27 protein-coding genes are annotated in these 25,104 nt (G+C 70.7%); 10 read left to right on the forward strand and 17 right to left on the reverse strand.

Annotated features, from left to right (window positions below; genetic code table 11):
* Positions 1 to 41 precede the first annotated feature (41 nt).
* Complete coding sequence (locus tag G6N31_RS16255; RefSeq protein WP_234815370.1) at positions 42 to 584, forward strand: TetR/AcrR family transcriptional regulator; 543 nt, start codon at positions 42 to 44, stop codon at positions 582 to 584.
* Here G6N31_RS16255 and G6N31_RS16260 read toward each other — a convergent pair.
* From G6N31_RS16260 to eccCa, 5 genes are all read right to left on the reverse strand, one after another.
* Positions 556 to 1,473: an alpha/beta hydrolase gene (locus tag G6N31_RS16260; RefSeq protein ID WP_098004220.1), complete on the reverse strand. Its 918-nt coding sequence runs from the start codon at positions 1,471 to 1,473 to the stop codon at positions 556 to 558. The genes G6N31_RS16255 and G6N31_RS16260 overlap by 29 nt on opposite strands.
* Positions 1,474 to 1,639: 166 nt before the next feature.
* A complete protein-coding gene (locus tag G6N31_RS16265) occupies positions 1,640 to 1,936 on the reverse strand; it encodes a WXG100 family type VII secretion target (protein WP_098004188.1) in 297 nt (98 codons plus the stop codon).
* Between the two features lie 14 nt (positions 1,937 to 1,950).
* Positions 1,951 to 2,277, reverse strand: coding sequence for a WXG100 family type VII secretion target (locus G6N31_RS16270; protein WP_098004222.1), 327 nt, complete (start codon positions 2,275 to 2,277; stop codon positions 1,951 to 1,953).
* A gap of 84 nt (positions 2,278 to 2,361) precedes the next feature.
* Positions 2,362 to 3,465 (reverse strand): type VII secretion-associated protein, encoded by a 1,104-nt coding sequence (locus tag G6N31_RS16275; RefSeq protein WP_098004189.1) that lies wholly within the window; start codon positions 3,463 to 3,465, stop codon positions 2,362 to 2,364.
* Complete coding sequence (gene eccCa, locus G6N31_RS16280) at positions 3,462 to 7,004, reverse strand: type VII secretion protein EccCa (RefSeq protein WP_098004190.1); 3,543 nt, start codon at positions 7,002 to 7,004, stop codon at positions 3,462 to 3,464. The genes G6N31_RS16275 and eccCa overlap by 4 nt, the downstream gene beginning before the upstream one ends.
* Positions 7,005 to 7,111: 107 nt before the next feature.
* Here eccCa and eccD point away from each other — a divergent pair, with 107 nt between their 5' ends.
* Positions 7,112 to 8,416: a type VII secretion integral membrane protein EccD gene (gene eccD, locus G6N31_RS16285; protein ID WP_098004191.1), complete on the forward strand. Its 1,305-nt coding sequence runs from the start codon at positions 7,112 to 7,114 to the stop codon at positions 8,414 to 8,416.
* Complete coding sequence (mycP, locus tag G6N31_RS16290) at positions 8,413 to 9,729, forward strand: type VII secretion-associated serine protease mycosin (RefSeq protein WP_098004192.1); 1,317 nt, start codon at positions 8,413 to 8,415, stop codon at positions 9,727 to 9,729. Before eccD ends, mycP begins: the two co-directional genes overlap by 4 nt.
* On the opposite strand, the gene eccB is transcribed toward mycP, so the two are convergent.
* A complete protein-coding gene (eccB, locus tag G6N31_RS16295; protein WP_098004193.1) occupies positions 9,703 to 11,076 on the reverse strand; it encodes a type VII secretion protein EccB in 1,374 nt (457 codons plus the stop codon). The genes mycP and eccB overlap by 27 nt on opposite strands.
* Positions 11,077 to 11,119: 43 nt before the next feature.
* Entirely contained in the window at positions 11,120 to 11,599 is a 480-nt protein-coding gene (locus G6N31_RS16300) for a CGNR zinc finger domain-containing protein (RefSeq protein WP_098004194.1), read from the reverse strand.
* A gap of 86 nt (positions 11,600 to 11,685) precedes the next feature.
* On the opposite strand from G6N31_RS16300, the gene G6N31_RS16305 reads away from it, so the two are divergent.
* From G6N31_RS16305 to G6N31_RS16315, 3 genes are all read left to right on the forward strand, one after another.
* The gene (locus G6N31_RS16305; protein ID WP_098004223.1) at positions 11,686 to 12,702 is read left to right on the forward strand and encodes an EamA family transporter; all 1,017 of its coding nucleotides are present in this window, start codon (positions 11,686 to 11,688) and stop codon (positions 12,700 to 12,702) included.
* 38 nt (positions 12,703 to 12,740) lie between these two features.
* Positions 12,741 to 13,412 carry a cutinase family protein gene (locus G6N31_RS16310; RefSeq protein WP_098004195.1) on the forward strand — a complete coding sequence of 224 codons (672 nt, stop codon included), beginning with the start codon at positions 12,741 to 12,743 and terminating at the stop codon, positions 13,410 to 13,412.
* 70 nt (positions 13,413 to 13,482) lie between these two features.
* Positions 13,483 to 14,160, forward strand: coding sequence for a cutinase family protein (locus G6N31_RS16315; RefSeq protein ID WP_098004196.1), 678 nt, complete (start codon positions 13,483 to 13,485; stop codon positions 14,158 to 14,160).
* 3 nt (positions 14,161 to 14,163) lie between these two features.
* Here G6N31_RS16315 and truA read toward each other — a convergent pair whose 3' ends face one another.
* The 10 genes from truA to G6N31_RS16365 all read right to left on the reverse strand — a co-directional run bounded on the left by truA (position 14,164) and on the right by G6N31_RS16365 (position 20,988).
* Positions 14,164 to 15,042 carry a tRNA pseudouridine(38-40) synthase TruA gene (gene truA / locus G6N31_RS16320; protein WP_098004197.1) on the reverse strand — a complete coding sequence of 293 codons (879 nt, stop codon included), beginning with the start codon at positions 15,040 to 15,042 and terminating at the stop codon, positions 14,164 to 14,166.
* Positions 15,043 to 15,049: 7 nt separating this feature from the next.
* The gene (gene rplQ, locus G6N31_RS16325; protein WP_098004198.1) at positions 15,050 to 15,619 is read right to left on the reverse strand and encodes a 50S ribosomal protein L17; all 570 of its coding nucleotides are present in this window, start codon (positions 15,617 to 15,619) and stop codon (positions 15,050 to 15,052) included.
* 59 nt (positions 15,620 to 15,678) lie between these two features.
* On the reverse strand, positions 15,679 to 16,743 hold the full coding sequence (locus tag G6N31_RS16330) for a DNA-directed RNA polymerase subunit alpha (protein WP_098004199.1): 1,065 nt from the start codon (positions 16,741 to 16,743) through the stop codon (positions 15,679 to 15,681).
* A gap of 77 nt (positions 16,744 to 16,820) precedes the next feature.
* Positions 16,821 to 17,426, reverse strand: coding sequence for a 30S ribosomal protein S4 (gene rpsD / locus G6N31_RS16335; protein ID WP_098004200.1), 606 nt, complete (start codon positions 17,424 to 17,426; stop codon positions 16,821 to 16,823).
* Between the two features lie 14 nt (positions 17,427 to 17,440).
* On the reverse strand, positions 17,441 to 17,851 hold the full coding sequence (gene rpsK / locus G6N31_RS16340) for a 30S ribosomal protein S11 (protein ID WP_011895801.1): 411 nt from the start codon (positions 17,849 to 17,851) through the stop codon (positions 17,441 to 17,443).
* Positions 17,852 to 17,857: 6 nt separating this feature from the next.
* Positions 17,858 to 18,232 carry a 30S ribosomal protein S13 gene (rpsM, locus tag G6N31_RS16345; RefSeq protein WP_024446246.1) on the reverse strand — a complete coding sequence of 125 codons (375 nt, stop codon included), beginning with the start codon at positions 18,230 to 18,232 and terminating at the stop codon, positions 17,858 to 17,860.
* 146 nt (positions 18,233 to 18,378) lie between these two features.
* On the reverse strand, positions 18,379 to 18,492 hold the full coding sequence (gene rpmJ, locus G6N31_RS16350) for a 50S ribosomal protein L36 (RefSeq protein ID WP_003879483.1): 114 nt from the start codon (positions 18,490 to 18,492) through the stop codon (positions 18,379 to 18,381).
* 37 nt (positions 18,493 to 18,529) lie between these two features.
* Entirely contained in the window at positions 18,530 to 18,751 is a 222-nt protein-coding gene (gene infA, locus G6N31_RS16355) for a translation initiation factor IF-1 (protein ID WP_003418601.1), read from the reverse strand.
* A 237-nt stretch (positions 18,752 to 18,988) separates the two neighbouring features.
* Complete coding sequence (locus tag G6N31_RS16360) at positions 18,989 to 20,206, reverse strand: alpha/beta hydrolase family protein (RefSeq protein ID WP_098004224.1); 1,218 nt, start codon at positions 20,204 to 20,206, stop codon at positions 18,989 to 18,991.
* A gap of 143 nt (positions 20,207 to 20,349) precedes the next feature.
* Entirely contained in the window at positions 20,350 to 20,988 is a 639-nt protein-coding gene (locus tag G6N31_RS16365) for a response regulator (RefSeq protein ID WP_098004201.1), read from the reverse strand.
* A gap of 133 nt (positions 20,989 to 21,121) precedes the next feature.
* Between G6N31_RS16365 and G6N31_RS16370 the strand changes: the two genes are divergently transcribed.
* From G6N31_RS16370 to G6N31_RS16385, 4 genes are all read left to right on the forward strand, one after another.
* Entirely contained in the window at positions 21,122 to 22,504 is a 1,383-nt protein-coding gene (locus tag G6N31_RS16370) for a wax ester/triacylglycerol synthase family O-acyltransferase (protein ID WP_098004202.1), read from the forward strand.
* A complete protein-coding gene (locus G6N31_RS16375; protein WP_098004203.1) occupies positions 22,501 to 23,502 on the forward strand; it encodes a magnesium transporter in 1,002 nt (333 codons plus the stop codon). The genes G6N31_RS16370 and G6N31_RS16375 overlap by 4 nt, the downstream gene beginning before the upstream one ends.
* 102 nt (positions 23,503 to 23,604) lie before the next feature.
* Positions 23,605 to 24,477, forward strand: coding sequence for a universal stress protein (locus tag G6N31_RS16380; protein WP_098004204.1), 873 nt, complete (start codon positions 23,605 to 23,607; stop codon positions 24,475 to 24,477).
* A complete protein-coding gene (locus tag G6N31_RS16385) occupies positions 24,474 to 25,094 on the forward strand; it encodes a universal stress protein (protein ID WP_098004205.1) in 621 nt (206 codons plus the stop codon). Before G6N31_RS16380 ends, G6N31_RS16385 begins: the two co-directional genes overlap by 4 nt.
* The last annotated feature ends 10 nt before the right edge of the window (positions 25,095 to 25,104 follow it).

Below are 25,104 nucleotides of genomic sequence, written 5' to 3' on the forward strand. Positions count from 1 at the left end.
AGCCCCGCCGAACCCCACGCCAGCGCCGGTCCCGCGACACGGTGGACACTCTGGTGGAGGCTGCCGCGCAGGTGTTCTCGCGGGAGGGGATGACCGCGACCACCAACCGCATCGCCGCACGCGCCGGGTTGTCGATCGGGACGCTCTACCAGTACTTTCCGGATAAGGTCGCGCTGCTGCGTGCGGTGGCACACCGGCACGTGCGGGACGCCGACCGCCGGCTCACCGAGGTATTCGACCGACTCCGCGAGCAGGACGCACCGTTCGAGGAGACGATGCGCACCCTGCTCGACGCAGTCGTCGACGTGCACCGCGACCGGCCCCGACTGCACGCGCTGCTGCACCGGATGATGCCCGCGGACCCCGCCGAGCTCACCGAGCTGCAGGCGCTGGAGGATCGCATCTGCGATGAGGTGGCGTTTCACCTGAAGCGGTGTGACCGCGGCGGCGAGGACCCGGAGCTGACGGCACGCACGGTGGTGCACACCGTCGACGCGCAGCTGCATCGCGTCATGACCCGGCACGGGTTCGACGTGGACACGCTGACCCGGACGGTCAGTCTGTTGGCGCCCCCACCCGGCTGAGCACCGTGGCCATCGCGTCGCGGAGCTGTGTGAGGCCGGGTTCCTCGATTGGGAAGTGTCCGCAGCGTTCCAGCAGCACCACCTCGGCGCGCGCGGTGATCCGTTGCAGGAAACCGATACTGAGCTCCGGCGGCGTCCACGCGTCGGCGGCCGGCGCCACCAGCGTGACCGGCGCCCCGGTGTAGTGCTCCGGCCGGGTGTGGACGAACGCCATCCAGCTGGACAGAAATCCCAGCGGAACGCTGACGCCGCCGCCGCGCGGATCGGAGGCACACAGCCGCGAGAGCCTGCGATCGCGGCTCATCTTGTTCATGTCGGCCACCCACCGGATCGGGATCCGGACCCGGCCGAAGAGGGGTTCGGCCGCGTTCAGCACCGCCGGCGCCGGTCGCCCCAGCCAGGCGTACCGGGTGGCCGCGGCCCGCGCGGCCGGGTCGGCCATATCCAGCAGGCACGTCGCCACCACGGCGTCCACCGCGCCGGTGCGCGCGGCGATCTCGTAGGCGAGCATGCCGCCCATGCTGGCTCCGAACGCGATCAGGGGCCGCGGGTCGGCGGCACGTTCGGCCCGGACCAGATCCGCCAGCAAGTCGACCCAGTCGCCGTAGCGGACACCGGCCGGGTCGGCGACTTCGGTGTCGCCGTACAGCGGCAGATCCGGTGCCAGCACATCAACTGCCTGGCCGGCGGCGACGGCGGCGAACGGCCAGAGCGCCCCGCTGTACCCGCCGCCCCCGTGAATCACCAGCACCCGAACCGCGGCCGTCGGCACCACCGCGCGGGCCACGTGGACGCGATGGTCGCGCCAGCGCCACCACGTGCTCGCCGGCGCTCGCACACCGTCGAGGTAGCCGGCGGGCAGGAACTCAGCGTAGGTCCGGTAATTCATGCCTTCATCGTCGAACCAGTTACCGGCGTTGACAACTCGCATTCCCGCATGCGCAGGCGCTGGTCAGCGCGTCGCATTCCCGCCTTACTCACATTCGGCGAAGGTACCGCGCGGCCCCGGCCGGCTCCCCTCCGGTCCGGGGCCGCGCAGATCCTGGAGGGGTGCGTCAGACACCCCAGGCTCGGGCGGCCGCGCGGTCGGTGGCCGCCACGTCGTCGGCACCCTCGCGCACCGCATTGCCGAGGCTGACGAGAATGTCGTTCAGCGCGGCGGCCGCCTGCTCCCAACGGGACTGCTCGATCCGGTAGGCCTCGGCAGCGTCCCGGGTCCAGGTCGCCTGCAGCGGCGCGATCTGGGCGCGCAGATCGTCCAGCGCCGCGTTGAACCGGGCCGCGGTCGTGTGGATTTCCTGACGGACCGTGTACTCGATCTCGCCGAAGTCATAGGACAGCGTGGCATCCATCAACGTTCCCCTTCCTACAGCGCTGCAGCGACGGAACCGATGCGCTGCGAATGGGTTTCGGCGACCTCGCGCAGGATCCGCTCGTTGTCGCGGATGGTTTCGGCGATGCGGGCCAGCGCCGCATGGAGCCTCACCGACTCGCCGTTCCAACGCTCGACGACCTCACGGAACCGGGCCGCGGCGACACCTCCCCACACCGATGCGGGCACGCTGCTCATCGCGGTGATGAAGGATCCCAGCATGGCACGCAGCTCCTCGTTGCGGGCATCGGTCTTGCCGGCGATGGCCACCATCAGCTCGAGGTCGGTGGTCAGCGCCGTCGATCCGGTGGGTGGGGGCATGGCGGGTGTCGACATCGGCAGGTCCTCTCTGGTCATTGCGGACGATCTGTAGATAGGACGCCGGGTGGGCCCATCCGGTTCCCATCACGTGATCTCGTGTGCCGATTCGACGGCCCGCGTGCAGATCTCCGCGAATGCGTCGGCGTCCGCAGGGCTGCTCTGGCAACCGACGGCGATGCTGGTGGTGCCGTCGACGACGACCGCCCACCGGGTCTGACTGCCCGGCCGCACCTCGCGGTAGGTCACCGCGGCCCGCGTCCCGACCCGGCCGGCAGGGTCGAAGTCGACGAAGACGCCCGGCGTCTCCGCGGCAACGGCTCCGCGCAGCCTCACGGCGAGGCCGGACAGCGATTCCGGTGCCGCGAGCCGCGACTGGGTGAAGTGCACCGCGGCGGAACCCGACGGAGCGGCCACCCGCACCCTGGCCGAGCCGGGTCCGGCGGTGATGCGTTGCGTCGTCCAGTGCGCAGGCACGCGCACCCCCACGCGTCCCTCGACCACCAGCACGTCGTCGGGCGCGGGCGGGGCGACCCCGTGCGCGAGCCACCCCACCGCGAGTGCGGCCGCGGCCGTAGCGGCGATGGCGGTGTACCGGCGCACCGATCGAGACGGTTTGCTCGGCTGCCGGTCGGGCTTCGGCAGCGCGCGGGACAACCGTTGTCGCGCCGCATGATTGACCTGTATACCGAGGGCCCGCAGCTCCCCCAGCACGTCGGCGGGCAGCGGCGACACGGCGTCGGGGAGATCGATCAGCACCTCGCCGACGGCGCCGAGATGAGCAGTGAGGTCCAGCGTATGACGGTCGAGCACCAGCGGTTGCGCGCTGTCGGGTCCGGTCAGCACGAAGTCGTCGGCGACCTCGAGGACCGTCGCATCGGTGCCCGCCGACAGCAGCGCAGAGCGTCGATGCACCGTGGCATCGGGGCGGCAGCGGTGCATGGCGCGGGTGACGGTCGCGACGCGCCTGTCCGACCACCAGGTGGGCAGTACCAGGGCCACCGGGCCGGGGTGATCGCCGATCGCCGCGTCCAGCACATCGCGCCACAGGTCCCCGGTCGGCACCGGCCCGTCGTCACGGAGGACGAACGCGTCGTCGATGCCGTCGAGCGCGGCGGCGACCCACTCCGCGGGCGGGCGCCGCGGGCCGCGCACCGTGCACGGACCGGCCTCCACCACCGCCCCCGTCATGGGGGGTCTACCCAGCCCACCTGGACCAGTTCGGCACGCCGGCCCCGCACCGCCAGCGTCGCCCGCCCGGGCGGCAACGGGCCGGGCCGGATGCCGCCGAACACGGCGCCTTCGTCGGAGCCGGCGCTCATCACCAGACCGCTGCAGCCCATGTCGCGCAACCGAGCCAGCACCGGGTCGAACATGGCCCGGGCGGCACCCCCGGCCCGGCGGGCCACGACGACGTGCAGGCCGAGATCCTTGGCGTGCGGCAGGAAGTCGGCCAGGGCGGTCAGCGGATTGCCGGTCGCGCCGGCCACCAGATCGTAATCGTCGACCACCAGGTAGATCTCGGGGCCGTCCCACCACGACCGGTCACGCAGTTGCTGCTGGGTGACGCGCTCACCGGGCAGGCGGGCGGTCAGCTGCTGTTGCAGTGTCACCATCCGCGCGCTCAGCGCGACAGCGGACGCCGAATAGCCGCCCAGATGGGCGGATTCGACGACACCCAGCAGCGTCCGGCGGTAGTCGACGATGTCGAGCTGCAGCTGGGTTGCGGCGTAGGTGCCGGCCAGTTGGGTGCACACGGCCCGCAACAGCGCGGTCTTGCCGCATTCCGCGTCGCCGAGCACCAGGAGATGCGGGTGTTCATTCAGGTCGAGCCAGACCGGCTGCAGAGCGTCCTCCCCCACCCCCAGCACCACCGCACCGGCAGGTCCGGGCTCCGGCAGTGTCCGCAGGTCGATCCGGTCCGGGAGCAGTTCGACGGCCGGGGCCACGGGTGCACCTGGATCATGGCGCGGTGTGACGCCGTCGGGCGTGGCGATCGCGAACTGGTGTCCGGTTCGGGTCAGACCCCGCCCGGGCGGCATCGCGGCGACCTCACGGGCGCGGCGTCGATCCATCTCCGATTCGGCCGGATCCCCCAGTCGCAGCTCGATTCTGGTGCCGATCTGGTCCTTCAGCGCCGGCCGAAGGTCCGCCCACCGCGACGCGGCGAGCAGCACGTGTATTCCATAGCCCAGGCCCTGGGCGGCCAGCGCGGTGACCGCCGCCTCGAGAGCGTCGAACTCCTGCCGGGCGGCCGACCAGCCGTCGACGACGAGGAACACTTCGCCGTAGCCATCGGTCTCGGCCGCCCGGTAGTCGGCCAGGCTGCTCACCCCCAGCCGGCGAAACGCCGCCTCACGCAACCGGAGTAATGACTCGACAGTGGCCACGGTACGACGGCACAACTCGGTGTCACGGCGGCCGGCGACCGACCCGACATGCGGCAGTCCGCCCAGTCTGCTCAGCGCTCCGCCGCCGAAGTCCAGACAGTAGAACTGCACCGCCGACGCATCGGAGGTGGCCGCGAGAGCGCTGATCACGCTGCACAGCGTGGTCGACTTGCCGGCTTGCGGGCCGCCGACGACCACCAGATGACCTGCCGGGCCGGAGAAGTCGACGATCAGCGGCTCATACCGTTGCTCGTAGGGACGGTCGACCAGGCCGATCGGAACCCGCAGTGGCACCGCGGTGTCGAGCAGCGAACCCAGGCGTGGCGAACCGGACAACGGCGGCAACCACACCGGGTGCGCGGATGCTCCGGTGTCGGCGAACCGCCGCAGCACCGCCGCCAGCAACGGTTGGCGCGCCGCACCGGCCGGGCCGGGGGGCGACGTGCCCGAGTTCCGGGTGTACAGCTGCACCGCGGCGCGGGACGCGTCGGTGACCACCGACGATGTCGGGCGGTATCCACCGGAGACGAACGCGGTCTGCACGCGGGTCATCGTCCCCGACGTCGTCTTCAGGTACGCCGCGCCGGGCTGGGTGGGCAGGTGGTAGGCGTCGGGCACGCCCAGCACGGCCCGCGAGTCGCCGGCCGAGAACGTCTTCAGGCAGACCCGGTAGGACAGGTGGGTCTCCAACCCGCGGAGTCTGCCCTCGTCGAGGCGCTGGCTGGCCAAGAGCAGATGGACGCCCAGGGACCGGCCCAACCGACCGATGACCACGAACAGGTCGGCGAAATCGGGGTGCTGGCTGAGAAGTTCGGAGAACTCGTCGACGACGACGAACAGCGACGGCAGCGGCGGCAGACGGCGCTGAGCTCGGGCGGTGCGGTAGGCGTCCAGATCGGCCAGGTTGCCGGCTGCACGCAGAAGTTCCTGGCGGCGGGTGACCTCGCCGGACAGCGCGTCGCGCATCCGCGCGACCAACGCGGCCTCGTCGGCGAGGTTGGTGATCACCGCCGCAACATGTTTCGCGTGCTCGAAACCCAGGAAGGTGGCGCCGCCCTTGAAATCGACAAGCACCAGGTTCAATTCCTCGGGCGCGTGCGCGGCGATCATGCCCAGGGTCAAGGTGCGGAGGAACTCCGACTTGCCCGACCCCGTCGCACCCACGCAGAGGCCGTGGGGTCCCATGCCGCCCGCGGCGGCCTCCTTGATGTCGAGACAGACGACGTCTCCGTTCTCGGCCACGCCGATCGGCACCCGTAGCAGGTCCCGCCGGCCGCGGGCGCGCCGGTACTCGGCGGCGTCGACGGTGTCGAGGTCATCGATGCCGGACAGCCCCAGCCAGTCCCCGGGTGTGGACGTCGCGACGGTCCCGGCGCCGGCGAAGCGCGCCAGCCGTCGCGCGCACGCGGCGGCGTCGATCTCGGTCATGACATCGTGGTGCGCCTCGACGGGGTCGCCGTCAGCGACCACGCCGACGGGCGCCCCGGATACCTCGGCGACGAGCGTGATCACCGTGGCCCGTTCGTCCGGCGGCGGTGTGGGTGTCCCGTCGACCACCACCACGCGGTGCACTGCCGGCGCGCTGTGCTGGTGGGGCAGCCATTTCACCCAGTCCCAGAACGGCTGCGCCGTGGGTCCCGCGCGGACCGCCAGACCCAGCTCATCCGGATGGTGGTGTGCCGCGAGTTGGCCGAGCATCGCGCGGACCAGCGCGCGGCAGCGGCCGGGATCCCCGGTCACCCGGATCTCCCGGGTGGCGCGGAGATCGACGGTGACGGGCACGTCGTCGAGGACGCTGTAGGACTGCACGAGGCGGCGGACCGCGGTCAGCGTGACCGGGTCGGCGACCTCGTCGGGCGGCAGCGTCGGCGCGACCACCTGCGTCGCCGAGGCGCCGCGTCCGAGCCCGATCCGGACACGGCAGAACTGGCTGTCGTCGCTTTTGCGGAACTCGCCGGCCGACATCCACAGCGCGGCCGGATCCGGGTGCCGGGTGTGCAGCCACCGGTGGTGCGCGTCCGCGGCGGCCAACAGCGTGCGCTCGACCCCGGCCAGATAGCGCAGATACTCGGCGCGACGCTGGTTGAGCTGCCCGCTGCGGCCCGTGGCGCGGGTCCCGTAGACCAGTGAGCCGATGACCGAGAACAGCATCATCGCCGGGAAGAACAGCCCCGCCGGTTGCCGCGGCCCGCCGTTGCTCAGGTACCACGCCCCCATGCCCAGCATCGCGAGGAGCATCACCACGGGCATCAACCGGGCCATCGGCGCGGCGGGGGCGGACTCGGGCACCTCGGGCGGCGCGTCGAGCACGACCCGGGCGGGTGCGCTGACAGAACTCATCGTCTGAGTAGACGCACCACAGGGCCCACGTGGTTCCCTCCGCGCTTTATCCACAGCCCGGCAGATTGCCGCCACCCGGCGGGTGGCCGCCCAGTTACGTTGCTCTCATGCGTGATTCGCAGTTGCGGCTGACCGTCGTCGCGCCGCGGTCGGATTCACCGGTTGTCGACGTCACGGTCGCCGCCGACTGCCCCGTCGGTACGGTTGTGCCCGACCTGGTCGACGTCGTGATCGGCGCCGCCGCAACGGCGAGTCCGCGGCGCTGGCACGTGAGCCGCTCGACCGGAGGCCTGCTGGACACCTCGAAAACGCTGCGGGACAACGGTGTCGGCGACGGCGACATCCTGCTGCTGGACGCGGTCGGCGCGCCGGCCCCGCGCCTCGTCCCCGTCGACGCCGCGTCGGTGGTCGCCGACTGCGCCCGTACCCATTCGGCGTCGGCGGGCCCGGCGGTGCGGGAGGGCGTGGGCCTGCTGGTCGTCGCGGTGCTGATCACGGTGCTCGTGGGGTCCGGCCGCCCGGAACCCGGTCTGTGGGTCGCGGCGGCACTGTCGGCGGCCGCGGCGACTGTCGTGCTGGCCGACCGCCGCTGCCCGCTGCCGGCCACGTTCAGCGTGGGCGCCGCGCTGCTGGCCGCTGTGACCGGGTATCTCGCGTCTCCCGGGGCGCTATGGCAGTTCGGGGCGACGGTCGCCGCCGCAGCAGGGTGCGCGATGTCGCTGCTGCTGCGGCACGCGATGGGTCCGGTCGCGCACGTCGCCATCGCCCACACCGCGATCGCCGCCGCGGCGGGAGCCGTCGTGGTGGCCGGCGCGGTGAGCGCGGCCGCACGACTGCCGGTCGAGGCCGGCGGCGCCGCGCTGGCCACGGTCAGCGTGGCGGCCCTGACCGCCGCCGCCAGGATCGTCGTCGGCCTCGGCGGGCTGTCGCCGTCGCGTCCGACCGTCACCGCGGACCGGGCAGCAGCCGCACAACGGGTGCTGACCGGGCTGACGGTGGGGTGGGCCGCCGCTGCCGCGCTGGGCGCGGTCGCCGCCGTCGTGGGCAGGACGCCTGCCGGCGGCACCGCGCTTGCGCTGGCAGCGATGGTCGGCCTGGCGTTGCTGTTGCGAGCGCATGGTCACGCCGATCCGGCCCGGCGCGTCGCCCTGCGCACCGCCGGCGCCGTGGGATTCGGCGCCGCGTTCATCGGTGCCACCGTGACCTATCCCGCCGCCGCGGCGTGGCTGTGCGCTGTCGCGGCGACCGCCGGCGTGGCCGCGGCGTACCGTCGGGGCGGGGGCGGTCAGCGCAATCCTGTGGCGCGCCAAGCCCTTCAGGTGGTCGAGTACGCCGCGGTCGCCGCGGTGGTTCCGTTCGCGTTGTGGACCGCGGGCGTGTACGGCTGGGCCCGCGGCCTCGGTCTGCCATGAGCGCTGTGCGCGCGCTGGCCGCGCTGACGGTCCTGGCCGCGGTCACCGCGCCGACCGTGGCCGCCGCCCCGCCGGCGGTCGACGACAGTCTCCTTCCACCGGCGGCGCCACCCGCACCGCCCGCACCGACGCTGCGCCACGGCGACTGTGTCGACGGCCATGCCGGTCTCGGCGCAGCGGAATCCGCGCCGCGCTTAGACCTCGACAGTGTGTGGGCGCTGACTCGCGGCGCCGGGCAGACGGTGGCGGTCATCGACACCGGTGTCGCCCGGCACCGGCGCCTGCCGCACCTGATACCGGGCGGCGACTACGTCTCGACCCAGGACGGCACCGCCGACTGCGACGGTCACGGCACAGTGGTGGCGGGCATCATCGCCGCCCAGCCCGACACGGCCGCGCCGACCGGGTTCACCGGCATCGCGCCGGACGCGTCGATCCTGGCGATCCGGCAGTCCAGCAACAAGTTCCGAGTCGCCACCGATGCCGCCCAGGCGGGTGTGGGCGACGTCGACACCCTCGCGGCGGCTGTGCGCTTCGCCGCGGACTTCGGCGCCGGGGTTATCAACATCTCCTCGGTGGCCTGTCTCCCGGCCACCGCCGACCTCGACGACCGGGCACTGGGTGCCGCACTGGCCTACGCGGTGGACGTGAAAAACGTGGTGGTGGTCAGCGCGGCCGGCAACGTCGGCGGACCGGGCCAGTGCCCGGAGGCCAACCCTGGAGACAGCGCCGCCGCGGCCGACGTCGCGGTGGTCGTCAGCCCGGCCTGGTACGACGACTACGTCTTGACCGTGGGTTCCGTCGACGCCGACGGCGCGCCTTCGGCGTTCAGCCTCGCCGGGCCGTGGGTCGACGTGGCCGCGCCGGGCGAGCACGTGGTGTCGCTGGCGGCCGCCGCCGACGGCCTGGTCGACAGGTCGGCCCACGACGACCCCCTGTCGGGGACCAGCTACGCGGCACCGGTGGTCAGCGGAGTCGCGGCGCTCGTGCGCGCCCGGTTTCCGGCCTTGACGGCACGCCAGGTGATGGCCCGGATCGAGGACTCCGCGCTGCACCCGCCGGAGGGGTGGAATCCGACGGTCGGCCATGGTGTGGTCGACGTCCTCGCCGCGGTATCGGGACCATCGGTCGCTGCCGCGGCGGTGCCGCCGACGGCCAGGCCGACGCTTGCGCCGCCGCAGCCGTCGGCACCCGGAGCGGGCGGCAGCCGCGCTGCGGTGCGGGCCGCGTTGATCTGCCTGGGCCTGATCGGCGGGGTCGCGGTGGTCGCCGCGGCGCTGGGCCGGTCACGGGGCCCCGTCGCGGGCGACTGACGCTGCGCTGCGGTTCAATTCGGGCCCGCGGGGCAGCGCCGAGAGCACCGGCCACGGCGCCGGCACTGCCGGCCCAGACAACCCCAGCCGCTGTGCGGCGTCGTCGTCGCCGATACCGAACGCCATGCCCGAGTCAGTGACCAGAAACCGGGACCCGATACCGGCGCCGGTCAGACCGACGCTGCGGACGTCGACGCTGCGACCGGACGGGATCGCCACGGCGTCGACCGCCGGACCGTCGCCGTCGGCCTGCGCCAACCGGCGCGAGGTCCACGCCGAGGGCAGCGCATCGGCGAACATCAAGGTGCTGTGCGAGGTGCCGACGGCGGGGTCGGCATGCCACCGGGCACACAGCACCGGGGCAGGCTCGATGCCGCCGCGGTCGGGAAAGGTCCCGACCGCAAGGCTGGTCCGGATCGGAAGTGGGCCGACGATATCCGGCGCGAGGACGGGCATCCGGTCCCCGACACGGGCGTCCGTGTAGCGGATCAGGTCGGCAGCCACCTGGCCGATGCGCTGCACCCCGTCGGTGAGCACCACGTACCGATCCTGCCGGCCGACGGACACGTCCACCGCGAACACCGCACCCACCGGCAGCCCGCCGAGCGCCGGTGGTCCGGGTGTGCCGACGGCAGGTATCTGCGGCGGCGCGATCGGCGCCGCCTCCGGCACCGCAGCCAGCAGCAGCTGCGAAACCATCTGCGGGACAAAACCGTCGAGTTCGAGAGCGCGAACCACCGCCGGATGACGCAAGTCCACGCGGGAACGCCACCCGTCGTGCAGTAGGTAGGTCGCAGCAGGATTTCCGCGCACCGCGACCAGCGCGTGCCGGCCCGGCGCAGCGTCGGGGCCCTCCGGCGTGCCGACGCCCACGATGGTGTCGCCGCGTCGGTCGTCGCAGACCGTCCAGTCCGACTCCTCCGGAGAGAGCGGCGGCGCGAGATGGGCCGGAGCACCGGGAATGCCCAGTGCCGGACCACGCGGGGCGGAGTCGACGGCCCGTTGCGAAACAGGCTTCGGATCCCCCGCGCTGCCGGTGACCAACCGCGCCGAGGCCAGGTTGGGCACCGGGTGCAGGGTGTCCTCGACCGTCACGTACAGCGCCCCGGTCTGGGGCACCACGACGATCGGTGCGCCGCCGATGCCACCTGCGGGCCCGAGCAGCGCCAGTACCGCGCAGACCGCCACCGCGATCAGTGCCGCCACCGTTCCGCCGGTCAGCGAAAGAGCTTGCGCACGCAGCGGATCGTCGATCATCCGGACATCGGCCCGGACCAGTGCGTGCTGCATCCGACGTGCCAGGAACCGGTGCCCGCTGACCTGCAGGCGTGTGCTCTGCTCAGCCATCGCCCCCCTGTCCCAGCCTAACCGGCCTCCGGGCCAGTGGATTTCACTTCTTGGCGCGGCGCTCCCGGTAGGCGGCGACGTGCTGGCGGTTGGCGCAGTTTCCGGTGTCGCAGAATTTCCCCGACCGGTTGCGGGACAGGTCGGCCAGCGCCATCGCCATCTCGGCACCCATCCGTTGCCACAGCGGGTCGTCCACCGACGCCATGTGCAGATGCCATTCCGGCATCTCGGGATGGCGGGTCAGCCAGGGCGACGCGCGGGTGTCCGACAGCAGCGCGTTGACCTGAGCGACCGCGTCGACCTCGTCGCCGGCGGCGGCCCAGATCCGGCCCAGCCGCTCCCGCAGTCGTCGCACCGCAGCCAACTCGGCGACGTCGCGGTCGCGCCGGCCGGTCCAGCCGTGGCGGTCCAGATAGGCGTCCAGTGCGGGCAGGTCGACGAGCTGCTCCCCGTCTGCCCGGTCGCTGTTGACCAGCTCACTGACAGCCCGCAGGGTGAGCTCGGTGTCATGACTGAAAAGCATTTGACCCCTGACGATGCTCGGCGGTAGTGTCACTACCGAATCGCATTTTACTCATGACACTCGCGTGCTGCGTCCGGAGGTGGATGATGTCTGCGTTGCGGACGGCGGTGTCGACGCCGCATACCGGCGCCGACCGGTTTCGGTCGGGCCTGCTCTTCGCGATCGGCTCGGCGTTCGCATTCGGTTGTTCGGGCCCGTTCGGCAAAGCGCTGATGGTGGCGGGGTGGAGCCCGACCGCCGCGGTGACCGCCCGACTGGCCGGCGGCGCGCTGGTGATGGCGTTGTTCGCGACGCTGGCGTATCCCGCCTGGTGGCAGGAGGCCCGCGCGCACCTGCGCGTGGTCGCCCTCTACGGCCTGGTGCCGATCGCCGGCGCCCAGTTCTTCTACTTCAACGCGGTGTCCCACCTCTCCGTCGGCGTCGCGCTGCTGCTGGAATACACCGCGCCGATCCTGGTCGTCGCCTGGCTGTGGGCCACCACCCGCCAGCGGCCGACCGCGATGACCTCGGGCGGGGTGGCACTCGCGATCGTGGGCATCACGCTGGTGCTTGGGGTGCTCGGGCCCGACGGCTTCTCGGCAGCGCAGATCAACCTCGTCGGCGTGGGCTGGGGAATGGCCGCCGCCGTGTGCGCGGCGTGCTACTTCCTGATGTCCGACCGCGCCGGAACACACCATCCCGACCGGACCCCGCTGCATCCGATCACGCTGGCGGCCGGCGGTCTGATCGTGGGTGCCGCCGCCGTGGCGGCGGTGGGGCTGACCGGGATGATGCCGCTGACCTTCACCTGGTCGGACACCGTCATCGCGGGGGTGACGACGTCGCCACTGGTGCCGGTGATCGCGCTGGCGGTGATCCCCACCGCGCTCGCCTACACGCTCGGCATCGTCGGGGTGGCCCGCCTGCGGCCGCGCTTCGCGTCGCTGGTGGGACTGTCGGAGGTGATGTTCGCGGTGCTTGCGGCCTGGCTGTTGCTGGGCGAGGCGGTCGCGCCGGCGCAGGCGGTCGGCGGCGCCATCGTCCTGCTCGGCCTGGCGCTGGCCCGCTTCGGCGACCGCCAGGTGTCCTGGCCGGAGGCGCCGGTGCCACCGCATCCGTCATGACCGGGCTCGCTTAGCGCGCCTATACGTTACGGTGTCTTGTGCTCATCGACCGACTGCGCCGCCGGATCGCGACGGCGGCCGCTGCTGTGGCGGTGCCCGTGGCACTCGCCCTCACCCTCGTCCTGCCCGCGCCTGCGTCTGCCCAGCCGTGCCCCGACGTCGAGGTGGTGTTTGCCCGCGGCACCGGTGAGCCGCCGGGCCCGGGGCGGGTCGGTCAGGCCTTCGCGGATTCGCTGCGCAACCGCCTCGGCGGCCGCACGGTCGGTGTCTACGGCGTGAACTATCCCGCCAGCTACGACTTTCTCAATACCGCCAGTGGCGCCGTCGACGCCACCGCGCGCATCTCGATGATGGCCGCACAGTGCCCCGGCACCCGCATCGTGCTGGGTGGTTACTCGCAAGGCGCCGCCGTGGTGGACATGCTCGCCGGGGTGCCGCCGCTGGGCAACCGCATCGGCAACATCGCCTCGGCCCCGCCGCTGCCTTCCGGGTTGAACAGCAACGTGGCCGCAGTGGCCGCGTTCGGTAATCCGTCGACGAAGTTCGGCAATCCGATCTCGGCCACCGGTACGTTCGCGGGCAAAGCGATCGACCTGTGCGCCGACGGTGACCCGATTTGCTCGGATGGCCGAAACCCGTTCGCCCACCGCAACTACGAAGGTCCGGTCTTCGTCGACCAGGCCGCCGGTTTCGTCGCAGGCCGGGTCTGACCGTCTGGCGGACACGGTGTTTGGCGTGCCCGGTGCCGCGGAACCAGGACGCCGCGGTCGCGCTGTCGCTATGATCGGCGAGGTGACTCTTCCACAGCACCAGCGGCGCCGGGCTCTTGCGGTGGTTCTCGCATTTGTGACGGCTGTCCTCGCATTCGTCGGGCCGGCGCCGATCGCGTCGGCGCAACCGTGCCCGGACGCCGAACTGATCTTCGCTCGCGGACGTGTCGAGTCCCCGGGCGCCGGGCAGATCGGCAACGCACTGATCTCCGCGCTGCGCAACCGAACCGGCCAGAACATCCGGCTGTATGCGGTGAACTATCCGGCGGACACCGAAATCGACCAGGGCGCCAACGACATGAGTGGGCGCATCCAGTACATGGCCGACACCTGCCCCGATACGCGTCTGGTGCTCGGCGGGTACTCCCTCGGCGCCGCCGTCACCGATGTCGTGCTGGCCGTCCCGATCTCCGCCTTCGGCTTCAAGCGACCGCTGCCCGCCGGGGTCGACCGGCACATCGCCGCAGTTGCGCTGTTCGGCAACGGGATCGCCTGGGTCGGACCGATCTCGAACTTCAACCCGCTGTATGCCGAGCGCACCATCGAGTTGTGCCACGGCGACGATCCGATCTGTAACCCCACCGACCCGAACAACTGGCGGGACTACTGGGCCGACCATCTCGCACCGGCATACATCAACGCCGGCATGGTCAACCAGGCGGCCGACTTCGTCGCGGCCAGACTGTAGTCCTCAGCCCAGGTCGTCGGCGCTGCGCAGATCCCGGGTGATCTCGATGCGCGCGCCGAGTTGGTCGTCAGGCGGGTAGTCGACACCGATCAGCGTCAGCCCCCGCGCCGGTGCGGCGGCGAAGTCGCTGGAGCGCCGGCTGGCGGTCAGCAGCTGCTGCAGCCATGCGGCGTCGCGGCGGTGTTCACCGACCGCCAGCAGCGCCCCCACCAGGGACCGCACCATGTTCCAGCAGAACGCGTCGGCGCTGACGAACACCGCGATCCGGTCCCCGTCGCGCACACAGTCCAGCCGTTGCAGCTCCCGAATCGTCGTGGCGCCGGCCCGGTGCCGGCAGAACGCGGCGAAGTCGCGCAACCCCAACAACTGTCGACCCGCGGCGTGCATCGCGTCCACGTCCACGGGGCGTGGCCACGGGGTGGCGAACCGGGCGTCCTGCGGTTCGACACCGTAGGGCGCGGTGGACAACCGGTACACGTAGTGGCGGCGCAGCGCGGAGAAGCGGGCGTCGAACCCCGGTGCGGCTCGGATGATCCGGAGGACCCGCACATCCTCGGCCAGCATCCGGCCCAGCCGCCGCACCAGCGGCCCGAACTCGGTCTGTCCTGGCCGGACCGTACGCGGATAGGCCCGCGACAGCGCCTGTTCCGGCACGTCGACATGCGCGACCTGGCCGGTGGCATGCACGCCGGAGTCGGTCCGGCCCGCCGCCCGGGTCACCACCGGCGAGCCGAAGATCGTCGTCAGCGCGTCGTCGATGACGCCGGCGACGGTGCGCTGCCCGGCCTGGGTGGCCCAACCCGCGAAATCGGTGCCGTCGTAGGCGATGTCGAGCCGTAAACGAACATGCCCGCCATCGGAGTCGATGGCGGGCATGTCCATGGGATGACTACTTGTCGTCAGCCTTCTCGTCCTCGGACACGGTACCTGGGGTCTCGACCTCGGCCTCGTCGGCGATCGGAGTCTCCTCCACCGCCTGCGCTTCCTCGGCCTCGGGCCCCTCGGTCGCCTCCGGCTCCACCGCGGCCTGCGGCGCGGCAGCGGCGGCGACCTTCTGGGCGCCGGCAGCGCGGCGGGCCCGGTCGGCCTCCGAGGTCACGGTCTTCTCCCGCACCAGCTCGATGACCGCCATCGGAGCGTTGTCGCCCTTGCGGTTCTCGACTTTGATGATGCGGGTGTAGCCGCCGTTGCGGTCGGCGAAGAACGGCCCGATCTCGGCGAACAGGACATGCACGACGTCCTTGTCGCGGATCTTCTTCATCACCTCACGCCGGTTGTGCAGCGTGCCCTTCTTGGCATGGGTGATCAGCTTCTCCGCGTACGGCCGCAACGCTCGCGCCTTGGGCTCGGTGGTCTTGATGCGGCCGTGCTCGAACAGCGCGGTAGCCAGGTTGGCCAGCAGCGCCTTCTGGTGCGACGACGATCCGCCGAGGCGAGGACCCTTGGTGGGCTTGGGCATTGCGACTATCTCCTATAAGTGGCCGACCCCCGTATCAGGTAGGGCCGGGACGGACTCTCTTAGAGCTGTTCGGTTTCGGCGTAGTCCTGGTTGTCGTCGGCCTCATACGCCGAGTCGTAGCCGGCGTCGCTGTTCCAGGTACCGGTGGCGACGTCGTATCCGGCGACCTCGGACGGATCGAAGCTTGCCGGGCTGTCCTTGAGCGACAGGCCGAGCTGGTGCAGCTTGATCTTCACCTCGTCGATGGACTTCTGACCGAAGTTGCGGATGTCCAGCAGATCCGACTCGGTGCGGGCGACCAGCTCACCGACGGTGTGCACTCCCTCGCGCTTGAGGCAGTTGTAGGACCGCACGGTGAGATCCAGATCGTCGATGGGCAGCGCGAACGACGCGATGTGATCGGCTTCGGCCGGCGACGGCCCGATCTCGATGCCCTCGGCCTCGACGTTGAGTTCCCGTGCCAGACCGAACAGTTCGACCAGCGTCTTACCGGCCGAGGCCAGCGCGTCCCGCGGGCTGATCGAGTTCTTGGTCTCGACATCGAGGATCAGCTTGTCGAAGTCGGTCCGCTGCTCGACGCGGGTGGCCTCCACCTTGTAGGTGACCTTCAGCACCGGCGAGTAGATGGAATCGACCGGGATACGGCCGATCTCGGCACCCGAGGCCTTGTTCTGCACGGCCGGCACGTACCCGCGGCCCCGTTCGACGACCAGCTCGACCTCGAGCTTGCCCTTGTCGTTCAGCGTCGCGATGTGCATGTCCGGGTTGTGCACCGTGACACCGGCCGGCGGCACGATGTCGCCGGCGGTGACCTCACCGGGACCCTGCTTGCGCAGGTACATGGTCACCGGCTCGTCCTCCTCGGACGAGACGACCAGACCCTTGAGGTTGAGGATGATGTCGGTGACGTCTTCCTTCACGCCGGGCACGGTGGTGAACTCGTGCAGCACACCGTCGATGCGGATGCTGGTGACCGCCGCGCCGGGGATCGACGACAGCAGCGTGCGACGCAGCGAATTGCCCAGGGTGTAGCCGAAACCGGGCTCCAGCGGTTCGATGACGAACTGGGAGCGATCCTCGGCGATGACTTCTTCGCTCAGGGTGGGGCGCTGAGAAATCAGCATGGTGTTTCTTTTCTCCTTCTCGGCAACCGCTATTTGATGCCGTTAGGTGATCCACTGCCCGGACGGGCGGTGAACTGTTACTTCGAGTAGAGCTCGACGATGAGCTGCTCGGTGAGCGGCACATCGATCTGTGCGCGCTCGGGCAACTGGTGGATCAGGATGCGCTGACGCTCGCCGACCACCTGCATCCACGACGGGATCGGGCGGTCGCCGGCGGTCTCGCGGGCGATCTGGAACGGCAGCGTGTTGATCGACTTGTCCTTGACGTCGACGATGTCGTACTGCGAGACCCGGTAGCTGGGGACGTCGACCTTCACCCCGTTGACGGTGAAGTGGCCGTGGCTGACCAACTGGCGCGCCATCCGGCGGGTGCGGGCCAGACCGGCGCGGTACACGACGTTGTCCAGCCGGCTCTCCAGGATGCGCAGCAGGTTGTCGCCGGTCTTACCGGGCAGGCGGTTGGCCTCCTCGTAGTAGCGGCGGAACTGCTTCTCCATCACGCCATAGGTGAAGCGGGCCTTCTGCTTCTCCTGCAGCTGGGTGCGGTACTCGCTCTCCTTGATCCGCGCGCGACCGTGCTGGCCGGGCGGGTAGGGGCGCTTCTCGAACGACTGATCACCACCGACGAGGTCGACGCCGAGACGGCGCGACTTGCGGGTGACGGGTCCGGTGTAACGAGCCATCTTTCAAATCCTCCCTAGACCCGGCGCCGCTTGGGCGGACGGCAGCCGTTGTGCGGCTGCGGCGTGACATCGGCGATCGCGCCGACCTCGAGGCCGGCGGCCTGCAAGGAGCGGATGGCGGTCTCGCGGCCCGAACCCGGACCCTTGACGAAGACGTCGACCTTCTTGACACCGTGCTCCTGCGCCTTGCGGGCAGCGTTCTCGGCGGCCAGCTGCGCGGCGAACGGCGTGGACTTGCGCGACCCCTTGAAGCCGACATGCCCCGACGACGCCCAGGCGATCACATTGCCCTGCGGATCGGTGATCGAGACGATGGTGTTGTTGAACGTGCTCTTGATGTGGGCGGCGCCGTGCGGGACGTTCTTCTTTTCCCTGCGACGGGTCTTCTGCCCCTTCTTGGGGGCGCCCTTCTTTGCCTGTGCCATCCGGGGTTACCTGGCCTTCTTCTTGCCGGCGATGGTGCGCTTGGGACCCTTGCGGGTGCGCGCGTTGGTCTTGGTCCGCTGGCCGCGCACCGGCAGACCGCGGCGGTGCCGCAGGCCCTGGTAGCAGCCGATCTCGATCTTGCGGCGGATGTCGGCCTGCACCTCGCGGCGCAGATCACCCTCCACCTTGAGATTGCCTTCGATGTAGTCGCGCAGCTGCGTGACCTGATCGTCGGTCAGATCCTTGGTGCGCAGTTCCCGGCTGATGCCGGTGGCTTCCAGGATCTCCTGGGAGCGGGTACGGCCGATGCCGTAAATGTAGGTCAGGGCGATCTCCATGCGCTTGTCGCGCGGCAGATCGACGCCCATGAGACGTGCCATCAGGCAGTGTTCCTTCTTCTCGTGCGGAGGTGTCGTTCCCAGTCCGTTCCCGGTGTTCTGCCGGGGCCCGGCCTCCGTCCAGGCGTGCACAAGGGCCCTATGCCCTCACTGGTACTGGGAGGTCATCATTCAGTTGTGGGTTGGATCTAGCCCTGCCGCTGCTTGTGGCGCGGATCGGAGCAGATCACCATGACCCGCCCATGCCGACGGATCACCCTGCACTTGTCGCAGATGGGCTTGACGCTCGGGTTCACCTTCACGGCTGGTTCGATCCTTTTCTAGCTTTTCGGGGTGGACTTACTTGTAGCGGTACACGATGCGGCCCCGGGACAGGTCGTACGGAGAGAGCTCCACCACGACGCGGTCCTCGGGCAGGATGCGGATGTAGTGCTGCCGCATCTTGCCGCTGATGTGGGCGAGGACCTTGTGTCCGTTCTCCAGCTCAATGCGGAACATCGCATTGGGCAGAGGTTCGACAACACGACCCTCGACCTCGATGGCACCGTCTTTCTTGGCCATACTGTGTAACGATCCTTAGCTTTCGTTTCGTATCGGCTTTGCTGGCCTCGGTCAGCGCAGCCTTCAGACCGACTTGAAAACGTGGGCCGGATCCGAGGAATTCCCGAGCCGGTGGGGCGGGAATCCTGTCAGGGCACGCAGGAAGTCGGCGCGGTAGCCGCACCGTTGATCCATAGTACCCGCTGGGTCGGGCAGCCCAAAATCGTCGAATGTCCAGCTGAAACGGTCGGGGGCCGCTTACCCCGTCCGCCGGTCGGGAAGCTCGGAGCCGGCCTCTCCTGCCACCAGACCGGACTGGATCAGCGCCGCGGTCACGAAGCGATGTACCGGGCGGGACTGGAAGAACCCGGTGTGCCCGCCGCGGTACCACTCGATGTCCGGCCGGCCCCAGTGCTCCCAGAGCCGGCTGACCTGCTCGCGCGGGTGGACCACCTGATCGGCCAGTCCGGCGTAGATGAAACGACCGGCGGGCGGCACCCGGGGCGTCAGCGACAGCGGGGAGATCATCCGTCCCAGCGGCGCCGCGAGGTCGAGCGTCTGCCACCGCGGATCGTCGCGGGCCAACCCCGAGTGCCGACCCAGCAGGTCGATCAGATCCGCCACCGGAACCCCGAGGATCGCGCAGCGCAGGTCCACGTCGAGGCTGGCCACCAGCGCGGCGATGAACCCGCCCAGCGACAGCCCGTACAGGCCGATGGCCGCGCCGGGCTGTTCCCGGCGGATCCACGACAGCAGACCCCGCACGTCCCAGACCGACTGCGCGGTCGCGTGGATGTCGTCGAGGATGTCCTCGCCGGGGAACACCGCAGCCTTCGGCAACTCGCGGGCGCGCGGACCGTGCATCGGCAGGACCGGCAATACGATGTTGAGCCCCAGCTTCTCGTGCAGGTACCAGGCCCGGAAGATCGCCAGGTCGAGGCCCGCGCGTCCCATTTCGGTCCCGTGGATGCAGACCAGCCACGGCCGCGGCTCGGCGTGGCGCAGCAGCAGCCCGTAACCCCGGGTGTTGGCCTGGTAACCGAGCCAGCGGTCCCCGCCCGGTTCCCCGGGCAGCGGGTGAAAACTGCTCTCCCAGCGCAGTCGGGCGTACGCGCGGTTGCGACGGCGCACCGGCACCACGGCGACGTCGTTCAGCGGACCGGGCGGGGCGAAGAACGCTTCGGGACGGTCGAGCCAACCGCGATTGCCGTAGAACTCGAGCGCGGCGACGACTTCGTCGTGGATCCGTCCGAAGGCCGTCGGATCGCTCAGCGGACGCCGGGCCCGCAGGCCGAGCAGCACGACCTCGTCGCGCAGCGCCTCGGCAGCCAGCGCCATCGTCGGCCGGGCGATGGGCATGTCGTCGTGCCCGCCGTCGAGGTAGTCGCGCCAGGATCTGGCGTAGTAATTGCCGGTCCGGGCCAGCGGCGCCACCGCGTTGCGCAGTGGCGCTGCTCCGGGCAGTCGATCGACCACCGAGCGCTGCGGCGGCCGGTCGGCAGGTGACTCGTTGGAACCCACGTCTGTGACGGTAGTGCCGGGTGCGGCGCCGCGATGAGAGGCCTTCGTCACCACGACGCAGTGCCATAAGACACCTCACAGCCTTCCCGCACCGGGCTTCAGCGCCGTCCCCGCTGGCTCAATCGGGAAACGTAGGCCGCCGCCTGCGTGCGCCGCTCCATCCCGAGTTTGGCCAGCAGCCGGGAGACGTAGTTCTTCACCGTCTTCTCGGCCAGGAACATGCGGTCCGCGATCTGCTTGTTGGTCAGCCCTTCGCCGAGCAGGTGCAGCAGCACCCTCTCCTGATTGCTCAGACCCGACAGCGGGTCGGCGTCGGCGGCGCTGCGCAACTTCGACATCAGCGCCGCCGCAGCCCGGTTGTCGAGCAGTGACCGCCCCGCGCCCACCTCTTTGATCGCCCGGGCGAGCTCCATGCCCTTGATGTCCTTGACGACGTATCCGCTGGCTCCGGCCAGCACCGCATCGAGCATCGCCTCATCCGAGGTGAACGAGGTCAGCATCAGGCAACGCAGCTCGGGCAGCCGCGACAGCAGGTCCCGGCACAGCTCGATACCGTTGCCGTCCGGCAGGCGGACATCGAGCACGGCGACATCAGGCGTCACGGCCGGGATGCGCGCCAGCGCCTCGGCGACCGAGCCCGCTTCACCGACGACGTCGAGCTCCGGATCGGAGCCGAGCAGCTCGATCAGGCCGCGCCTGACCACCTCGTGATCGTCGACAACGAAAACCCGCACCATCCCGACACACCCTTCGCGGTCCCCCGGCCTCGATCGTCGGCGGTGCGCGGCAATTGAGATAGGGCCGCAGGTCCTCGGGCGGCAGGGACCTCGGACTCTGCCACGGGCCGATCCCGGAGCCGATAGTCAGGATGTGGAACGGTTGAGCGCCTTCGATGCCGGCTTCCTCGACGCCGAGGATGCCGATCGCCACATCAGCCTCGCGGTCGGGGCGGTATCGGTGGTGGAGGGTCCCGTCCCGGAGCAGGACGAGATCGTGGCGGCGCTCGAGGAGCGGATCGCCGCAATCCCCCGACTTCGGCAGGTGGTTCGGCGTCAACGCTTCGACGCGGCGCCGCCCGAGTGGGTCGATGATCCTGCCCTCGACCTCGCGCACCACATTCACCGCGCCGCGCTCCCCCACCCCGGCGGTGACCAGGAGTTGTTCCGGTTCGTCGCCGAGGCGATGGAGCCGCGCCTGGACCGGGAACGACCACTGTGGCAGTCCTGGGTCATCGAGGGCCTCGCCGACGGCCGGTGGGCGCTGCTGATCAAGGTGCACCACTGCATGGCGGACGGAATCGCCGCCATGCACCTGCTGGCCGGCCTCACCGACGGCGGAGAAGGCGACACCTATGCCAGCGCGATCCGCGCCGCCCACGAGGAGTCGCATCGCCGTCCGTCACTGCCGACCCCGACGCTCAACCCGCTGCGGTGGATGCGCGGGGGCTGGAACGCCGCCGCGGCGCTGGTGGCCACCACCCTGTCGACCGTCGAGGGCGCCGTCGACATCGTCGACAGCCTGGTGCGGCCGTCGGGCACCTCCCTCAACGGCCCGGTGACGACCATGCGGCGGTACAGCGCCGTCGAGGTTCCGATGGCGCGCGTGGCGTCGGTGTGCCACGCCTTCGATGTCACGCTCAATGATGTTGCGCTGGCGGCGATCACCGACAGTTTCCGGGCCGCGCTGCAGCGACGTGGCGAAAGGCCTCGCGCGGACTCGTTACGCACCCTGGTTCCCGTCTCGGTCCGATCCAACGATGCCGCTCATCTGCTCGACAACCGGGTGTCGGTGATGCTTCCGCATCTGCCGGTCGACGAGCCCGACCGGCTGGAGCAGCTCCGGACCGTGCATCGGCGCCTGGAGCGGGCCAAGGCCAGCGGGCAGCGACAAGCCGGCAGCGCCACCGTGGCCGTGCTCAAGCTGGTGCCGTTCGCGGTGGCCACGCGGGCGGTCCGCGTGCTCACCGGGCTGCCTCAGCGCGGCGTCGTGACCCTGGCGACCAATGTGCCTGGGCCGCAGCACCGTCTGCAGGTGATGGGGCGCGACGTCGTGCGCATGCTGCCCATCCCTCCGGTGGCGCTGGGGTTGCGGGCTGCGGTGGCGATCCTGAGCTACGGAGACGAACTGGTCTTCGGGATCACCACCGATTTCGACACTTTTCCCGACGTCGACGAACTCGCCGCGGGCATCGGCGCGGCGGTGGACTCGCTGTCCGCCGCGGCGCGGCACCCGCGCCGGGGGACCCGGGAGTGACGCCGGCTCCCGCGGTCTCCTCTGCGCAACCGGCTCTGCTCGGCCCTGTCGACCAGGCGCTGCATCACGCGACGTTCGCGGTCCCGATCTTCGCACCCGACATTCCGGTCGCCGATGCACTGGATGCCATGCACGGCAGACGTTTTGACAGCGCGGCTGCGGTGGCCGTGCTCGACCCGGCACGCCGGCTGGTCGGGATCGCGACGGTGGAGGCGATGTTCGCCGCCCCCGCAGGAGCGCGGCTGGGCGATGTCATGGACCCGACGCCGCCGACGGTCGCCCCCGACACCGACCAGGAGCACGCCGCGTGGCAGGCGGTGCAGCGTGCCGAGCCCTATCTGGCCGTCGTCGACAGCGACGATCGCTTCCTCGGCCTGATCCCGCCGCACCGACTTCTGGGCGTGCTGCTGCACGAACACGACGAGGACCTCGCCCGCCTCGGCGGCTTCCTGCACACCGTGGAATCCACCCGGTCGACGAGCGTGGAGTCGGTGCGGAAACGGCTGTGGCACAGGGTCCCCTGGCTGATCATCGGCCTGCTCGGCGCGATGACATCGGCCGTGCTGATGACCGCGTTCGACGCCAGACTCAACGCCGACCTGGCCATCGCATACTTCGTTCCGGGAATCGTGTACCTCGCCGACGCCGTGGGCACGCAGACCGAGACCCTGGCCATCCGCGGGCTGTCGGTCGGTGTGGGTATCCGCCGGATCGCCGCGCGCGAGGCGCTCACCGGCCTGTGCGTGGGCGTCCTGCTGGGCGCGGTGATGTGGCCGCTGGTGACGGTGCTGACGGGCAACCACATGCTCTCGCTGGCCGTCTCACTGACGATCATCGGCGCCGGCACGGTGTCCACCCTGGTGGCGATGTGGTTGCCTTGGCTGTTGCACCGACTCGGCAAGGACCCGGCCTTCGGCGCCGGCCCCCTCGCGACGGTGCTACAAGACCTGCTGTCGATCCTGCTCTACTTCGGCGCGGTGAGCGCGCTCCTGAGCTGAGCAGGGTCGAAGGTCTCTTGAGTCCCTGCCCCGACGACCTCTACCGTGGTGGTGCGGCCCGGTTCCGGGCCGGGACCGCCGAAATCGACTTGAGGAGTCAGGATGGCCGCGGCCACCGAGATCGGGAAAATTATTGTCGGCGTGGATGATTCACCGGCTGCACAGCCCGCCCTGGAATGGGCCGCGGCGGAGGCCGCACTGCACGAGGTCCCGCTGGTCATCCTGTACGCCGCCACGGTCCCCGTCGGCATGTGGCCGGCGGGGGCGGCGCCGGTCGGATTCATGGAGTGGCAGAGCCAGATCGGTGAGGACATCCTGGCGGCCGCCGCGCAGACGGTACGGAAGGTCACCGACGGTGCGGTCCCGGTCAGCACCGAGTTCGCCGTCTCCACCCCGACTGCGGCCCTGGTGGAAGCCTCCCGCACGGCCGGCATGGTGGTCGCCGGATCCCGCGGCAGAGGGCGGCTCGCGCGCGCGCTCCTCGGCAGCACCAGCATGGGACTGGTGCACCGCGCCCACTGCCCGGTCGTCGTGGTGCGTGACCACCCCCGCCCCGCCGAGGACGCTCCGGTACTGCTGGGATTCGACGGGTCGTCGGCCTGCGAAGCCGCCGTCGACGCCGCCTTCCGGGAAGCGTCCCTGCGCCGGGTCCGGCTCGTCGCTCTGCACGCCTGGTGGTCGCCGGGCGCGTTCGAGATGCCCGGATTCCATTGGGAGGAGATCCACCCCGAGGTCGAGCGTGAGGCGTCCCAGCAGCTGGCCGGGTGGCAGGAGCGCTTTCCCGACGTGCAGGTCGACTGCGAAGTCGTCGCCGACGAGCCCGCACGCCGACTCGTCGAGCGATCCGAAGCGGCTCAGCTTCTGGTCGTGGGCAGCCGGGGACACGGCGCCGTGACAGGCACGCTGCTCGGCTCCGTCAGCGGCTCCGTCGTGCAGGAGGCTACGGTACCGGTCATGGTGGTGCGTCCCCGGTGAGCGCGACGACCGTTGCGGTACTCGTCGGCGGCTGGTGCCTGGCCGGGGTGCTGTCCGGCGTCTGGATGGCGCGGCGCGGGTACGACCCGTTGTGGATCCTGATCGCACTTCCGCTCGGTCTGCTGTTCGTACCGATCGCGATTGAACGGGTGCGCCGTCCGAAGGACGTGCACACTTCGAGTTCACCGCGGAGGCTGCCCGGCCGGGGCGAGGGCAGCAGGGGTCTGCGGGTGCTCGCGGGGCTGGACGGGTCAGCGGAATCGCAGGAGGCGCTGGCGGCGGTGTCGCGCATCCTCGGACCCGCGTGCGAGTTGCTCGTGCTGGCCGAAGTGGTTCATCACGAGGCGACCGACGACGACGCGAAGGTCGAGATCAATGCCGCCTCGCAGCGGTTGACCGCGGCAGCGGCCGACATCGCGGTGGCGGGATCGGTGCACACCGAGGTGCTGGTGGGCGCTGCGGGTTCGGCGTTGCGCCGCTACGCCGCCGACCACGACATCGACGTCCTGGTCGTCGGCCGGCGCGGCCGCGGGCTGTCCCGCCGCGTACTGGGCAGCGTCTCGGGCGACCTCGTCGAGCACTCGCCGATCCCGGTCCTGGTCGCGCCGCAGCGCTAGCTGCGAGGAT

Origin of the sequence: Mycolicibacterium duvalii (genome assembly GCF_010726645.1) — a bacterium.
Classification (GTDB): Bacteria; Actinomycetota; Actinomycetes; order Mycobacteriales; family Mycobacteriaceae; genus Mycobacterium; species Mycobacterium duvalii.

Coding starts and splice junctions, on each gene's coding strand:
- G6N31_RS16260 (WP_098004220.1), bottom strand. CDS start 1,473: ATGAATTACCGGACCTACGCTGAGTTCCTGCCCGCCGGCTACCTCGAC.
- G6N31_RS16265 (WP_098004188.1), bottom strand. CDS start 1,936: ATGGATGCCACGCTGTCCTATGACTTCGGCGAGATCGAGTACACGGTC.
- G6N31_RS16270 (WP_098004222.1), bottom strand. CDS start 2,277: ATGCCCCCACCCACCGGATCGACGGCGCTGACCACCGACCTCGAGCTG.
- G6N31_RS16275 (WP_098004189.1), bottom strand. CDS start 3,465: ATGACGGGGGCGGTGGTGGAGGCCGGTCCGTGCACGGTGCGCGGCCCG.
- eccCa (WP_098004190.1), bottom strand. CDS start 7,004: ATGAGTTCTGTCAGCGCACCCGCCCGGGTCGTGCTCGACGCGCCGCCC.
- eccD (WP_098004191.1), top strand. CDS start 7,112: ATGCGTGATTCGCAGTTGCGGCTGACCGTCGTCGCGCCGCGGTCGGAT.
- mycP (WP_098004192.1), top strand. CDS start 8,413: ATGAGCGCTGTGCGCGCGCTGGCCGCGCTGACGGTCCTGGCCGCGGTC.
- eccB (WP_098004193.1), bottom strand. CDS start 11,076: ATGGCTGAGCAGAGCACACGCCTGCAGGTCAGCGGGCACCGGTTCCTG.
- G6N31_RS16300 (WP_098004194.1), bottom strand. CDS start 11,599: ATGCTTTTCAGTCATGACACCGAGCTCACCCTGCGGGCTGTCAGTGAG.
- G6N31_RS16305 (WP_098004223.1), top strand. CDS start 11,686: ATGTCTGCGTTGCGGACGGCGGTGTCGACGCCGCATACCGGCGCCGAC.
- G6N31_RS16315 (WP_098004196.1), top strand. CDS start 13,483: ATGATCGGCGAGGTGACTCTTCCACAGCACCAGCGGCGCCGGGCTCTT.
- truA (WP_098004197.1), bottom strand. CDS start 15,042: ATGGACATGCCCGCCATCGACTCCGATGGCGGGCATGTTCGTTTACGG.
- rplQ (WP_098004198.1), bottom strand. CDS start 15,619: ATGCCCAAGCCCACCAAGGGTCCTCGCCTCGGCGGATCGTCGTCGCAC.
- G6N31_RS16330 (WP_098004199.1), bottom strand. CDS start 16,743: ATGCTGATTTCTCAGCGCCCCACCCTGAGCGAAGAAGTCATCGCCGAG.
- rpsD (WP_098004200.1), bottom strand. CDS start 17,426: ATGGCTCGTTACACCGGACCCGTCACCCGCAAGTCGCGCCGTCTCGGC.
- rpsK (WP_011895801.1), bottom strand. CDS start 17,851: ATGGCACAGGCAAAGAAGGGCGCCCCCAAGAAGGGGCAGAAGACCCGT.
- rpsM (WP_024446246.1), bottom strand. CDS start 18,232: ATGGCACGTCTCATGGGCGTCGATCTGCCGCGCGACAAGCGCATGGAG.
- infA (WP_003418601.1), bottom strand. CDS start 18,751: ATGGCCAAGAAAGACGGTGCCATCGAGGTCGAGGGTCGTGTTGTCGAA.
- G6N31_RS16365 (WP_098004201.1), bottom strand. CDS start 20,988: ATGGTGCGGGTTTTCGTTGTCGACGATCACGAGGTGGTCAGGCGCGGC.
- G6N31_RS16380 (WP_098004204.1), top strand. CDS start 23,605: ATGGCCGCGGCCACCGAGATCGGGAAAATTATTGTCGGCGTGGATGAT.